This is a genomic window from Halomonas sp. (assembly GCF_031581305.1).
Classification (GTDB): Bacteria; Pseudomonadota; Gammaproteobacteria; order Pseudomonadales; family Halomonadaceae; genus Halomonas.
Genome location: NZ_JAVLBC010000084.1, coordinates 1 through 13,396 on the forward strand (window position 1 = coordinate 1; position 13,396 = coordinate 13,396).

15 protein-coding genes are annotated in these 13,396 nt (G+C 66.6%); 6 read left to right on the forward strand and 9 right to left on the reverse strand.

Features of this window, described 5'->3' with window-relative positions:
• The 4 genes from RI841_RS08710 to RI841_RS08725 form a co-directional block, all read right to left on the reverse strand.
• A partial coding sequence (locus tag RI841_RS08710) for a glycosyltransferase (protein WP_310705204.1) occupies positions 1 to 433 on the reverse strand: 433 nt, incomplete at its 3' end.
• A 137-nt stretch (positions 434 to 570) separates the two neighbouring features.
• Complete coding sequence (locus tag RI841_RS08715; protein WP_310705205.1) at positions 571 to 1,503, reverse strand: M23 family metallopeptidase; 933 nt, start codon at positions 1,501 to 1,503, stop codon at positions 571 to 573.
• Positions 1,449 to 2,321, reverse strand: a complete 873-nt coding sequence (locus RI841_RS08720; protein WP_310705206.1) for an acyltransferase — start codon at positions 2,319 to 2,321, stop codon at positions 1,449 to 1,451. Before RI841_RS08720 ends, RI841_RS08715 begins: the two co-directional genes overlap by 55 nt.
• Before the next feature lie 72 nt (positions 2,322 to 2,393).
• Complete coding sequence (locus RI841_RS08725; protein WP_310705207.1) at positions 2,394 to 3,299, reverse strand: LysR substrate-binding domain-containing protein; 906 nt, start codon at positions 3,297 to 3,299, stop codon at positions 2,394 to 2,396.
• 147 nt (positions 3,300 to 3,446) lie between these two features.
• Between RI841_RS08725 and RI841_RS08730 the strand changes: the two genes are divergently transcribed.
• On the forward strand, positions 3,447 to 4,148 hold the full coding sequence (locus tag RI841_RS08730) for a CoA transferase subunit A (protein WP_310705208.1): 702 nt from the start codon (positions 3,447 to 3,449) through the stop codon (positions 4,146 to 4,148).
• A 52-nt stretch (positions 4,149 to 4,200) separates the two neighbouring features.
• Positions 4,201 to 4,863: a CoA transferase subunit B gene (locus tag RI841_RS08735; protein WP_310705209.1), complete on the forward strand. Its 663-nt coding sequence runs from the start codon at positions 4,201 to 4,203 to the stop codon at positions 4,861 to 4,863.
• Positions 4,864 to 5,046: 183 nt separating this feature from the next.
• Here RI841_RS08735 and RI841_RS08740 read toward each other — a convergent pair whose 3' ends face one another.
• From RI841_RS08740 to RI841_RS08750, 3 genes are all read right to left on the reverse strand, one after another.
• Positions 5,047 to 5,814 (reverse strand): DUF1338 family protein, encoded by a 768-nt coding sequence (locus RI841_RS08740; protein ID WP_310705210.1) that lies wholly within the window; start codon positions 5,812 to 5,814, stop codon positions 5,047 to 5,049.
• A gap of 183 nt (positions 5,815 to 5,997) precedes the next feature.
• A complete protein-coding gene (locus RI841_RS08745; RefSeq protein ID WP_310705211.1) occupies positions 5,998 to 6,267 on the reverse strand; it encodes a GrxA family glutaredoxin in 270 nt (89 codons plus the stop codon).
• 130 nt (positions 6,268 to 6,397) lie between these two features.
• A complete protein-coding gene (locus RI841_RS08750) occupies positions 6,398 to 7,216 on the reverse strand; it encodes an inositol monophosphatase family protein (RefSeq protein ID WP_310705212.1) in 819 nt (272 codons plus the stop codon).
• A gap of 110 nt (positions 7,217 to 7,326) precedes the next feature.
• On the opposite strand from RI841_RS08750, the gene hybE reads away from it, so the two are divergent.
• Positions 7,327 to 7,761, forward strand: coding sequence for a [NiFe]-hydrogenase assembly chaperone HybE (gene hybE, locus RI841_RS08755; RefSeq protein ID WP_310705213.1), 435 nt, complete (start codon positions 7,327 to 7,329; stop codon positions 7,759 to 7,761).
• A gap of 77 nt (positions 7,762 to 7,838) precedes the next feature.
• Positions 7,839 to 8,609, forward strand: coding sequence for a 3-hydroxybutyrate dehydrogenase (locus tag RI841_RS08760; RefSeq protein ID WP_310705214.1), 771 nt, complete (start codon positions 7,839 to 7,841; stop codon positions 8,607 to 8,609).
• Positions 8,610 to 8,751: 142 nt separating this feature from the next.
• On the opposite strand, the gene RI841_RS08765 is transcribed toward RI841_RS08760, so the two are convergent.
• Together RI841_RS08765 and RI841_RS08770 are read right to left on the reverse strand one after the other, a co-directional pair.
• On the reverse strand, positions 8,752 to 9,291 hold the full coding sequence (locus RI841_RS08765) for a response regulator transcription factor (RefSeq protein ID WP_310705215.1): 540 nt from the start codon (positions 9,289 to 9,291) through the stop codon (positions 8,752 to 8,754).
• 43 nt (positions 9,292 to 9,334) lie between these two features.
• Positions 9,335 to 10,606: an ATP-binding protein gene (locus tag RI841_RS08770; RefSeq protein ID WP_310705216.1), complete on the reverse strand. Its 1,272-nt coding sequence runs from the start codon at positions 10,604 to 10,606 to the stop codon at positions 9,335 to 9,337.
• Between the two features lie 166 nt (positions 10,607 to 10,772).
• Between RI841_RS08770 and RI841_RS08775 the strand changes: the two genes are divergently transcribed.
• Together RI841_RS08775 and RI841_RS08780 are read left to right on the forward strand one after the other, a co-directional pair.
• Positions 10,773 to 12,011 carry an HlyD family efflux transporter periplasmic adaptor subunit gene (locus RI841_RS08775; RefSeq protein ID WP_310705217.1) on the forward strand — a complete coding sequence of 413 codons (1,239 nt, stop codon included), beginning with the start codon at positions 10,773 to 10,775 and terminating at the stop codon, positions 12,009 to 12,011.
• On the forward strand, positions 12,008 to 13,396 hold a 1,389-nt coding region (locus RI841_RS08780), incomplete at its 3' end, for an efflux RND transporter permease subunit (protein ID WP_310705218.1). The genes RI841_RS08775 and RI841_RS08780, both read left to right, overlap by 4 nt.

Below are 13,396 nucleotides of genomic sequence, written 5' to 3' on the forward strand. Positions count from 1 at the left end.
GGCGCAGGCGCCGCACCACCAGCGGCGCCAGCCAGGCCAGACCATAGTCACGGCAGTAGTGGTCGAAGTTGGTGTGCCAGCCGCTGATCACCGGGATGGCCAGCCGTTCGGCGGCGCGCAACGCCGACCAGCCCAGTGGGCCCTGGGTCGCCAGATAGACGGCCGTCGGGCGCTGTTGTCGCCACAGGCGCTGGATGGCCGAGGTCGCCGGCAGGCCGATGCGTACCTGGCGATAGCCGGGCAGGCCCAGCCCGAGCACCTGGAGCTCCGCCTCCATGCCCTCGGCTCGCGGCGCGGTGCCATGCGCCGGTCGGGGACGGATCAGTTGAAGGGCCACGTCACGCCGGCGCATCTCCATGCTTAGCTGGCCCAGAGTATGGGCGACGCCGTTGATCTCGGGGGACCAGGTTTCACTGACCAGGCAGATACGCATGGGGCTCCTCTTGCGGTGGCAGGCCCGGAGGGGCTGACACCGCAAGAGGATGCAGGCTGGCCATGACAGCTGCGCGACACGACGATGACGGCGTCATGACGGCGGGGCGGCGGCATGGGTAGGGCACTGCCGTCTCGTCAGCGCAGTACCTGGGCAGGGTCGATGGGCTTGCCGCCATGGCGCATGTCGAAGAGTAGCCGCGGACTGCCATCCTGTTGACCGACTTCGCAGACCGGGGTCCCGCGCTGGACCGAGTCGCCGCTTGTTACCAGCGGCTTCGCGCAGAGGGCATAGACGCTCTGCAGATTGTCGGCATGGTGGATGATCACCACCTGGCCGAGCTGTCGCATGCTGTCGGCGAAACGCACTTCGCCGTCGGCCACGGCACGGGCATGACTGCCCCGACGGGTGCTGAGCAGCATGGGCTGCAGGGTACCGCGCCCGTCGGCGCCAAAGGGACGCTCGACTTGGTAGTCCTCTAGCGGCCAGGGCCAGCGCCGCGCGGAGGCGGGCAGGTCCCCCGGGTCCGGCAGCCGCTTGCTCGCCGGTCGGTCGGTCTGGTTCTTGCTGGCCGTAGCGCCGTTCCCGGTGGTTCCCGTGGATGCCGCCTGCCGGCCACCCAGTGGCACCTGGATCAGCTGGCCGACCCTCAGGCTGGTGGGCGCAATGCCGGGGTTCGCCGCCTGGATCCGATCGGCACGGCCGCCGAAGCGCCGGGCGATGGCGCTGTAGGTGTCCCCGGGCCGGACCCGATAGCGGTAGGGACCGCCGGAAGGGGCTCGCTCATCGTGTCCGGGGACCAGCAGGCGCTGGCCTACGGTCAGGCGCCGGGCATCGACGCCGGGGTTGAAGCGCTCCAGGCGCACCAGGGGCACCTCGGCGCGACGGGCGATCTGCCCCAGGGTGTCACCGCGTTGGATGGTGAGCCACTCGCCGGCGATCTCCTCGCTTGCGCGACCATCGGTACCATGCCCGGCGCAGCCGACCAGCAGCAGCGCCAGGCCGAGCAGCAGGGTCAGCGCGATGAGTCGAGACGGCGATCCTTGTCCTGCCACAGGGCGTTGAGCCATGACTGGAAGCGTTCCTTGTAGTCCGTGTCGTCGTGATAGTCGCCCTCGAGCATCCAGCCCGGGACCGCCAGGCGCCGGGCCTCCAGCCGCACCCGACCCTCGCGGCCGCAGAGGAAGCCCCAGAAGCTGGGATCGGGGTTCTCGTAGTGCAGGGTGACATCCAGAATGCCGCCGAGGCGGTCGCCGAGCAGGCTCACCACCTGGGCGATGCCACCGGCGCGGGGCCTCAGCAGGTGGCGGTAGGGAACGTCCTGGGCGGCTTGCTTGGCGGGAGTGAAGCGGGTCCCCTCGACGAAATTGTAGATGGCGATCGGGCGTTCCCTGGCATGGCGGCACATGCGCTCGGTGGCCTCGCGATCGCGGCGTGCCAGCTGGGGGTTGCGCTCGCGCTGTTCGCGGGTCAGGCGGCGCAGCATGGGGAACTCCAAGGCCCAGAAGGCCAGCCCGACGATGGGGATCCAGATCAACTGGCGCTTGACGAAGAAGTGGGGCATGGGGATGCGCCGGTGCAGGGCGAAGAACAGTAGAAAGATATCGGTCCAACTGCGATGGTTCGAGAGCACCAGCCACCATTGGTCGCGGGAGAGTCCTTCGGGCAGCGCTATTGCGAGCTGCGGCTTCAGCCAGCGACGCATCCACCAGAGGTTGCTGCCGACCCAGTTGAGCGCGACTCCGTTGAGGGCGGCCAGCACCCGGCGACGCAGTTTCCGACTCGGGGTCATCAGCTTGACCAGGGTGAGCAGAATCAGCGGAATCCCCCAGGCGAGGGTGGTGAGAGTCAGCAGCACGATGCTGACGAGCCCCCTGAGGGTCGGCATGCCTCTCTCCTTGGCCGAATTCACGAGTTGCCCATGCTAATGGATCGGCCACGGGCTTCCCAGCGGCTGGCGTCAACGTCCCACGGCGAGACCAGGCGTGCGGATGGTCTCGGCAAGCACCTTCTGCAGCGCCAGGGCGGCGACCGAGAGCTCATGGTTGTTCCAGGTCAATACGCCGACGTCGCGTTCGATCACCGGTTCATCTAGTGGGATGCAGACGGCGCCGTGCTGCTGCATCTGAGCGATACACAGCGACGGGACCGCGCTGACCCCCAGGCCGCTGGCGACCATGCGCCCCACGGTGGCCAGTTGATGGCACTCGAAGGCGGCGGGCAGGGTCAGACCGCGACTCTCGAGCTGCTGTTCCAGCAGCCGACGCACCATGGAGGGGCGCTGCAGGGCAATGAAGTCGCGAGTCATCAGCGTCGGCCAGCCAAGGCGTGAACGCTCGGCGAGGCGCGATTCGGCCGGCACCACGGCAACGAAACGGTCGCGAAACAGGGGCGTGAAGGTGAGGCTGCCAGTGGCCTCCGGCTCGAACACCAGCCCCAGCTCCACCTGGCGAGCGCGCACCATATCGATCACCTGTTCGTTGATCACGTCATGCACGGTGACGTTGACCCGGGGGTGGCGCTGGCGGAAGACGCGCAGGGCGGGTGGCAGCAGGTTGCTGGCGAAGGAGGGCATGGTGGCCACTGCGAGGCGGCCGAGCTGCAGGGTGAAGCGCTGGCGCAGCAGCTCCTCGGTGTTGTCCCATTCGGCGATCAGGCGCTTGGCCAGGGGTACCAGCGACTCGCCCTCCGGGGTGAGCCGTACGCTGCGGGTGCTGCGGGTCAGCAGGCGGCCGCCCAAGCTCTCCTCGAGTCCCTTGATCGCCAGGCTCAGTGCCGGCTGGGACAGGTGAAGGTGCTCGCAGGCCTGGGTAAAGCTCAGGGTCCGAGCCACAGCGAGGAAGGCGCGAAGTTGCTTGACGGTCATGGCATGCTACCAAGGTCAAATTTATCAGAGATGTCTATCAATCAATAAATAAAACAAACTTAACAAATATATTGGCAGCAGCAACACTGGGCTGACATTCTGCCTATTCACTCCTCAATTCACTCCACAACTACGCGAGGCGCCACTATGGCCGGATTCGACAAGCGTGTGACTTCCTATGAAGAGGCAATGGACGGCATCGAGAGCGGGATGACCGTCATCGCCGGCGGCTTCGGCCTCTGCGGTATCCCCGAGAACCTGATCGCCGAGATCAAGCGTCGCCGCGTCAAGGACCTGACGGTGTGGTCCAACAACTGCGGTGTGGATGGTTTTGGCCTGGGCCTGCTGCTGGAGGACAAGCAGATCAGCCAGATCCATGCCTCCTACGTCGGCGAGAATGCGCTCTTCGAGCAGCAGATGCTCAATGACGAGATCAAGGTGGTCCTCACGCCCCAGGGCACCCTGGCGGAGAAGATGCGTGCCGGCGGCGCCGGTATCCCGGCCTTCTACACCGCCACCGGCTACGGCACGCCGATCGGCGAGGGGAAGGAAGTGCGCGAATTCGACGGTCGCCACTACATCCTCGAGGAGTCGGTGGTGGGGGATTTTGCCATCGTCAAGGGCTGGAAGGCTGATCGTTACGGCAACGTCGTCTATCGCGATACCGCCCAGAACTTCAACCCGCTGGCCGCCACGGCAGGCAAGATTACCGTAGTCGAGGTCGAGGAGATCGTCGAACCCGGCGAGCTCAAGGCCGACCAGATCCACACCCCGGGCATCTATGTCGATCGCATCATCCAGGGCACCTTCGAGAAGCGTATCGAGAAGCGCACCGTGCACCAGGGCTGAGCCCTGACGTTCACTCACGACCGCTTCTCCACCGAACACAAGAGGCAAAAAGATGGCACTGACTCGCGAACAGATGGCAATGCGCGTGGCGCGCGAACTCGAGGACGGCTTCTACGTCAACCTGGGCATCGGCATCCCGACCCTGGTGGCTAACTACATCCCCGATGGCATCGACGTGATGCTGCAGTCCGAAAACGGCCTGCTCGGCATGGGACGTTTCCCCACCGAGGAGGAAGTCGACCCTGACATGATCAATGCCGGCAAGCAGACTGTCACGGCGCGTCCGGGCGCGGCGATCTTCGACTCGGCCGAATCCTTTGCCATGATCCGCGGCGGCCACGTGGACCTGACCGTGCTGGGCGCCTTCGAGGTCGATCAGAACGGTAACATCGCCTCCTGGATGATCCCCGGCAAGCTGATCAAGGGTATGGGCGGTGCCATGGATCTGGTGGCCGGTGCCGAGAACATCATCTGCACCATGACCCACGCCTCCAAGCATGGCGAGTCCAAGCTGCTCGAGACCTGCAACCTGCCGCTGACCGGGGCGGGCTGTATCAATCGAGTGCTGACCGACCTGGCCTACCTCGAGATCAAGGACGGTGCCTTTCACCTCAAGGAGCGCGCGCCGGGCGTCTCCGTGGAGGAGATCACGTCGCTGACCGCGGGCAAGCTGGTCGTGCCTGACCACGTTCCGGAGATGACCTTCGAGGAGTGATCCCTCAAGGGAGGTGCAAGGCAGGCGGCCCGGACCAGTGTCCGGGCCGTTGTCGTTCGGGCCGTCGACGCGGTTGTCGAAAAACTGATCATTCCGAGCCGTGTCCCCCTGGCATCACGTCCGCAACGGCCTTCCATGGGGATGATGCACAGCGTTATCCACAGATTCTGTGGATGACCAGGGTCAGGAGAGCTCGCAGCGGGTGTGGTGGGGCAACAGCAGCTCGGCGGCACGCTCCTGGTTGGCGCTGACTTGCTTCTGGACGAGGGAGAGCCCACCGAGGCCGACGCGGTGCTCATCGCCCTCGGCGAAGGCCAGGCGCCGTGAGCTGGTGGCATAGAAGCGGTAGTCGAGCAACGGCGAGACAGGGAAGAGGCCGTGGTGGCGGTCGCTGTTGCCAGTGAGGCCGGCTTGCTGCAGTTGACCGTCCAGTTCATTGATGTCGTGTCCCAGGCGCTGGCAGTCGAAGCCGGCGTGGTGCATGCGTGGTCCCATCACCGAGAGCCAGCCGGCCAGGGGGTGAGCCTGGTGCAGGGCCTGGTAGGTATGCCAGTCGGGCATCGGCCAGGGGCGGCCATGGCAGAGCAGGGCCTGGCTGCGGGCCTCGCGTGGGTCGGCGTCGGCAACCAGCTGCTGGAGGTGCTCGCGGGGCTGGCGCGACAGGGTGCCGAGTTGGAGCTCGGCGAGCAGAACCCAGGCGCCATCGTCCGGGGCGCTGAACAGAGTGGCAAGCAGGCCACGATCGGCCATGGCATAACGCTGGTGCGGCCGATATCCGTAGCGCACCAGGGTCGGCAGTAGGCCCTCCATGGCCCAGGGGCCATGATTCAGCGTCAGGATCGCCAGGTATTCTGCTGGCGCATCCAGGGGCCATAGCCGTAACCCGCCCACGTCCGGATGCTGGTGTATGTAGTCCAGCCAAAGCTGCTGGACGAACTCTTCCCGTTGCATCGTGCCTTGTCCCTCTGTCGTGATGCCCTGTGCCTGCACGCCGCCAGTATAGGCAGCGGGGTCGAAGAGACATTCAACGCGGGTAAAGACGTTCGTCTTGAGGAGCTTGCCAGGATCGCCCTCTTCGTTGCTGATGATCAAGGCCTACAGCGCGTCGTCGAGGGCGGACGAGGGTCTGGTGGCTCAGCTGGTGGCGGTCAGCAGTGCCTGGTCACGCACGTAGCGGTCGAATTCGGTGAAGCCGCCGACATGGGTCTGGTCGACGAAGATCTGCGGCACGGTATGCACCGGCTTGCCGATGGTCTTCTCCATGTCGGCCTTGGTGATGCCTTCGGCCTGGATATCGACATAGCGGTGACCCTCGATGGCCCCGGTACTCTCGAGCCGGGCGGCGAGGGCCTTGGCACGGTCGCAGAAGGGGCAGGCGGGGCGACCGAAGATGACGACGAACATGCAGCGACTCCTTGCACGGCAGAGTGCGTGAAGAGGAATGAGGAAGATAGCCTGCCATTGTGACCGAGCAGGCAAGGTTTCGCCAATAGCCGCCCCCTTGTGCGGTGATGGCGTCCTCCTATGGCGGCATTCAGAGGTCGATCTCCCCGGCATCGGCCCGGCGCAGCAGGTCGCCCAGCGCGGCATGAAGGTTTGGGCTGGTCACCAGCAGGTTCTCGCCGTAGAGGTCCTCGGGAATCCCGGCCGGGCCGGGATAGAGGTGTCCGGTGCGGGCGCCCGCCTCCCGGGCGATCAGCCAGCCGGCAGCGCAGTCCCAGGGGGAGACGCTCTCGTAGTAGGCATCCAGTCGGCCACAGGCCACGTCGCACAGGTCCAGGGCCGCCGAGCCGTTGCGACGCATGTCCTGGCAGTGGGCCAGCACGGCGGTGAGGCGACGCAACAGCGGCGGCCGGCTGTCGCGGCGGTAGGGAAAGCCGGTGCCCACCAGTGCGTGGGCCATGTCACTGGTGCGGCTGGCATGGATCGCCTCACCGTTGCGCCAGGCCCCCTGGCCGTCGAGCGCGGTGAAGGTCTCGCCCAGGAAGGGGGCATGCACCACGCCCAGCCGGGTGCGGCCCTGGCTGGCCCAGCCGATGGATACCGCCACGTGGCGCAGGCCATGGGCGAAGTTGACCGTGCCATCGATGGGGTCCACCACCCATAGTGCCCGGGGGCTGGACAGCGCCTCGCGATCCGGGGCCAACTCCTCGCTGAGGCGCGCCTCCCCGGCGAAGCGCTGCTCGAGACGCTCGCCGATGCGTGTATCCACCTCGACGTCGGTATCGGTGACCAGTTCATGGCCATGCTTATAGCGATGGCCGAAGACCTGGCGTTCCCGTGCCTCGACGATCATCCGGCCGGCCTCGTGGGCGATGTCGACGGCGATCTCCAGTCGCTGGGCGGGGGTCATGGTGGCTCCTTGGCAGGGGGACGCTCTTTCATGCTATCAGCTCGCCATGCCCCTGCCGAATGTGTCCCCCGGCGGCTATACTGGCGCCCCCGCCGCCCATGGAGGACACCATGCAGGCACTGACTGCCGATCAGTACGCCCGGTTGCATCAACTGGCTGAGGCCTGGCGCCATGGCCACTTGAAGGCCGCCAAGCGTGATTCCCGCTTCAATCCGCGGCTGGGCGCGGATGCCCTCTGCTTCCAGCCCCACCGGCTGGAGGACGGCCGCGGCGGCCTGCTTGGCGCCCTGATCACGCCCGTCTCGCTCTCGCTGGTGCTGGTCCTCGACGAAACGGCCGTTCCGAGGTCGGAAACGGAGCGCTTGACGCTATCACTGCCCTCCGGGCGCTACCCCTTCATGCTCGAATTCCTGGGGGAGGCGGATTGGTGGTGGCGATGCGAGCTGCTCGCCGACCTCTCCGACGTTGGCTCCCTGCAGGAGGCCAGCCGTCTCGCCCAGCAGCTGATGGAGCGGGTCATGACCCCTGCCGCGCCCAGCCCTTGAGCGGATGACGCAGTGCGTCATCCGCCTTATGCTGAAGGCGGAATTCGACAATACTATCCAGGACTGAGGAGTCACGTATGACCGCCAACGCTTCTACCCCCCGCATCGCTCTGGTGACCGGCACCAGCAGCGGCATCGGTGAGGCCGTGGTTCGCCACTTCTGCGAACAGGGCCACCAGGTGCTGGCCGTGGACTTCAACCCGGCAGGCAAGGAGATCGCCGAGCAGGCCGGGGCTGCCTTCTTCCAGGCCGACCTGACCGACGGCGAGGCCTGCAAGGCGGCGGTGGCCGAGGCGATCAAGCGCTTCGGGCGTGTCGATATCCTGGTCAACAACGCCGGCATCCAGCACGTCTCGCCCATCGAGGAGTTCCCGGAAGCGAAGTGGCGCCAGATCATCGACCTGATGCTCACCGCCCCCTTCCTGCTCTCCCAGGCCGCCTGGCCCTCCATGCGCGAGAATGGCTGGGGGCGCATCGTCAATATTGCCTCGGTCCATGCCCAGGTGGCCTCCCCGGGCAAGTCGGCCTATATCAGCGCCAAGCACGGCATGATCGGCCTGACCAAGACCGCTGCGCTGGAGGGCGGCAGCCAGGGCATCACCGCCAACGCCATCTGTCCCGCCTACGTCAAGACGCCGCTGGTCGACAACCAGATCGCCGACCAGGCGAAGATGCATGGCATGGAGGAGCAGGAGGTGATCGAGCAGATCATGCTCAAGAACGCGGCCGTGAAGCGCCTCATCGAGCCCCATGAGGTGGCCGAACTGGTCGGCTACCTGGCCTCCGATCTCGCTGGGGCCGTCACCGGGGCCAGCTGGAACATCGACCTGGGGTGGACGGCCCAATAACCGGGCTTCGCCCGGAGCGATAAGCTGTAAGCTTTAAGCTGTAAGAAAACCCCTTGCCGTGAGCCTTGGTGGCGGCACCCTGGCTTACGGCTTACGGCTTACGGCTTACGGCTTACGGCTTACGGCTTACGGCTTACGGCTTTCAGCGCCGCACCGGCCGCTTCTGCAGCTTGCGCTGCAGGGTGCGGCGGTGCATCCCCAGCGCTCGAGCGGTCGCCGAGATGTTGCCGTCGTGCTCCTGCAGCACCTTCTGGATGTGCTCCCAGGTGATGCGGTTGATGGACGGCGGATTGTCGGCCACCTCGGTCTCCGGGTCGCCCTCAGCTCGCGACAGGGCCACCAGCACCTCGTCGGCATCCGCCGGCTTGCAGAGATAGTTCACCGCGCCCAGCTTGATCGCTTCCACCGCGGTGGCGATGCTCGAGTAGCCGGTCAGCACCACCACCCGGCACTCCGGTACGATTTCCAGCAGTTCCGGCAGCAGCTTGAGTCCCGATTCCTGCTCCAGCTTGAGGTCCAGGGTGGCCAGCTGGGGCTGGTGGCGGCGTGCCAGGGAGAGGGCCTGGGCGGCATCATGGGCCACCAGCACCTCAAAGCCACGACGGCTCAGGGCGCGGTTGAGCACGTGGCAGAACATTTCGTCGTCGTCGATGATCAGCAGGCGTTCGGCGGTCACTTGCATGTTGTCCTCGCAGGGGGTCAGGCATCCCGCAGCCTTGCGGGGGTCAGCGTTCGGGCTGGCTGCGCGGCAGGGTCACCTCGGTGAGGGTGCCGCCATCGGGATGATTGTAAAGGCTCACGCCGCCTCCGAAGCGGTTGATGGTAGCGTGAGTCAGGAAGAGGCCGATACCCAGCCCCTTGCTCTTGGTGGAGACGAAGGTCTCGCCCAACTGGTCGGCAATCGACATTGCCACGCCGGGGCCATGGTCGCGGATGTCGATGATCACTTGGTCGCCGCTCCAGTCGAGGCGGATGTTGATATCGTCCGGGTTGGCGTCGGCGGCGTTGTTGAGCAGGTTGGTCAGTGCCTGGTCGAGGGTGGCATCCACCGCCAGCCAGGGGTGTCCGCGTCGCTCGGTGACCTCCAGGTGGTGGCTGACATCGGGACGCAGCACCAGCCATCGCTGGATCACCCCGGCCAGCCAGACCTGAGCGTCGTGGACCTCGGGCTCGGCCATGCGTCGGCGGTCGGCGCTCTCCACCAGGTGGCGCAACCGCGACTTGCAGGTGTCGACCTGCTGCCGCAACAGCTCGATGTCCTGGGCCAGTGCCGGGTGGTCCCTGGCGTCCTCACGCATCTCGTTGAGCAGCACCGCCATGGTGGAGAGCGGAGTGCCCAGTTCGTGGGCCGTCCCTGCCGCCTGTGTGGCGACGGCCAGTACCTGTTCGTTGCGCAGGGCGGCCTCACGGGTGCGGGAGAGCGCCTGGTCGCGACTGCGCAGGGCGCGCGCCATCTTGTAGATGAAGTAGGTCACGAGTCCTGCCGAGAGCCCGAAGTTGAGCCACATGCCCAGTACATGGAGGCTGAGGGATGACTCGCCCTGGCCCTGGGCGAATTGGGGCACCGGTTGATAGGCCACCATCAGGAAGCTGTAGGCGGCCATGGAGGCGGCGGCGATCACCCAGGCGTGTCGCCAGGGAAGGGTCGCCGCGGCAATGGTGACCGGCACGAGGTAGTAATTGATGAAGGGGTTGTGGGAGCCGCCGGTGAAGTAGAACAGCAGCGTAAGGCCCGTCACGTCGATCAGCAGATGGAGCAGGTACTCGCCATGGGTCACCGCCCGAGGGCGGCCCATGCGCCACCAGGTGGCGATGTTGATGGCCCCCATGGCAATGATCACCCCGATCACCGCGGGTACTTCCAGCGAGAAGCCCAGCAGCTCGATACCGATGATGATCGCGGCCAGAAACCCGGTCCAGGTGATGCCACGCACGATGGTCAACCGCACCAGGTTGCGGTTGGGGGTGGAGAGCGGGAGAGGCAGGGCGGCTGGCATGGCGACTCCGTGCGGTGAGCTGGCGCGATGATACCCGATTCGGGGAGCACTATGCCCGGGTCCATCCCCTGAGGCACAGTGTCGCCCGCTGGCCCAGGGCGCGGACAACCCCCTGCCGATGGCGGTACATTGGGACCTATTGATATTGCCATTGGAACTCAGCTCGATGCTCAGACGCCTGCTTCCCCTGCTGATCCTGGCCCTTGGCGTGGCGGCCTTCCTGTGGTTGCGTGCCACCCGGCCGGAGAGCGCCAGCGTTACTCCTGAGGAGCGCACCTGGCGGGTCGAGACCCTGGTGGCCTCTCCCGGGCATCACGCCCCGGCCCTGCCGCTCTATGGCGAGGTGATGGCACCCGAGCGGATCACCGTTACCGCCCCCCTGGCCGGGCGGATCGCCGAGCGGCCGGTTCGCGAAGGGCAGCGGGTCGCCCGCGGTGAACTGCTGGTGGCACTGGACGAGGCCGATGTTCGTCCGCCCCTGAAGCAGGCCCAGGCCGACGTGGCCGATCGTCGTGCCCAGCTGACGAGCGAGCGGGTACGCCATGACAGCGATCGCGCGATCCTTGAGCGCGAGCGCGAGCTTCTCGACACCGCTCGTCGCCAACTGGAGCGCACCCGCTCCTTGGTGGAGCGCAATCTGGCCTCCCAGTCCGACCTTGACGCGGCCCGCAACGAATTGGCCCGGGTCCGTGTCACCGTGGCAGCCCGTGAGCGCAGCATCGCCGAGCACCCAGCCCGCCTCGAGAGCCTTGAAGCTGGCCTGGCGCGTGCCACAGCCGTCCTGGCCGCCGCGCGTCGCGATGCCGCGCGCAGCCGCGTCGAGGCGCCTTTCGACGGCATCGTCACGCGCATCCGGGTGGCCCCGGGCGACCAGGTGGCCGCCCGCAGCGCACTGCTCAGCGTCTATCCCGAGGAGGGGCTGGAGCTGCGGGCACGCATCCCGCGGCGTCATCAGGCCGAGCTGCTCAATGCCCTGGCCGAGGGGACGCGGCTTGTAGCCAGCGGTGACGATGGCACTCGCTTTGTGCTGGTCGGGCTGGCCGGGGAGAGCGATCCCGCTGGTACCGAGGCGATCTTCCGCCTGGAGGCCGGGGGGGCAGGGCTGCGTCCCGGCAGCCTGCTGGCCGTGTCGCTGGCTCGTCCTGCCGTGCCCGACAGCCTGCCGGTGCCCGACAGCGCCCTCTATGGCAACGAGGCGCTATACCTGATGGATGACCAGGGACGTATGCGACGCCTGACGGTGACCCGCCACGGCGAGGTGGTTCGCGATGACGAGGAGCGCTGGGCGCTGGTCAGCGGCGAGGCACTCGGCAAGGGCGACCGGGTCATCACCACCCATCTCCCCAATGCCATCGAGGGCCTGCGTGTCGAGGTTGCGGAATCCGACGAAGGAGGTCGGCCATGAGCCGTCGGCGCGGCCTGATCGGTTTCTTCGTCCACCACCGGGTTGCGGCCAACCTGGTCATGCTGATGATGCTGCTTGGCGGGGTGCTGGGCCTGTCACGCATGAACATCCAGTTCTTTCCGAGCTTTGCCCTGGACGTGGTCAGCGTGCGCACGGTGTGGAGCGGTGCCTCGGCGGAGGATATCGAGCAGGGGCTCACCGTGCCCCTCGAGCAGCGCCTGCGCAGTCTCGATGGCCTCAAGCGGATGACATCCACGTCGGCCCAGGGCATCTCCAGCATCACGCTGGAATTCACCGAGGGCAGCGACCCGATTCTGGCCCTGGACGACGTCCGCCAGCAGGTCGACGAGTTCACCAATCTGCCTGCCGACGCCGAGACGCCACGCGTTACCCGGGCCGCCCGCTATGAGCCGGTGGCCCGGTTACTGGTGCATGGCGAGGTGAGCCACGAGGCGCTGCGCCACCTGGCCAACCGCTATGAGGATGAGCTGCTGCAGCGGGGCATCGACCGGGTGGAGATCAGCGGTCTGCCCGAGCAGCAGATCAGCATCGAGGTGCCCGCGGAGCGTCTGCAGGGGCTGCAGATGAGCCTTGCGGAGATCGCCGAGCGGATCGAGGGCATGTCCCGGGACCTGCCGGCGGGTCTGCTCGGCCAGCAGGACAGCACCCGCGAACTGCGTGCCGTGGAGCAGCGCCGCGATGAGCAGGCCTTTGCCGACCTGCCGGTTCTCAGCGGTGAGCGGGTGCAGCTGCGGCTGGGCGACATCGCCACCATCCGTCAGGAATCGCGGGAGCAGCAGGTGACCCTGAGCCGCAGCGGCCACCCGGCGGTGGAACTGATGCTGCAGAGAAGCGAGGATGGCCACTCCCTGGAGGCGGCCGAGGTGCTGGAGCGCTGGCTGGGAGAGACCCGTCCCCAGTTGCCACCCACGGTGGCACTCGAGGTCCATGACGAGACCTGGCAGCTCATCGCCGACCGTATCTGGCTGCTGATCAGCAACGGCCTGGGGGGCCTGCTGCTGGTGCTGCTGCTTTTATATTTCTTCCTGCCCGCTCGGGTGGCGCTGTGGGTGGCCATCGGTATTCCTACCGCCTTCATGGCCGCCATGGCAGTGTTCTGGGGCATCGGCGGGTCGATCAACATGATGTCGCTGTTCGCGCTGATCATGGCCCTGGGGGTGATCGTCGATGACGCCATCGTGGTGGGTGAGGACGCCGATGCCCACTTCCGCATGGGAGAGCCTGCTCGCCACGCCTCCGAAGGGGCGGCCAAGCGCATGGTCTGGCCGGTACTGGCCTCGTCGCTGACGACGGTCGCCGCCTTCATGCCGCTGCTGCTGGTGGGTGGGGTGATCGGCAATATCCTCGGCGATATTCCCGTGATC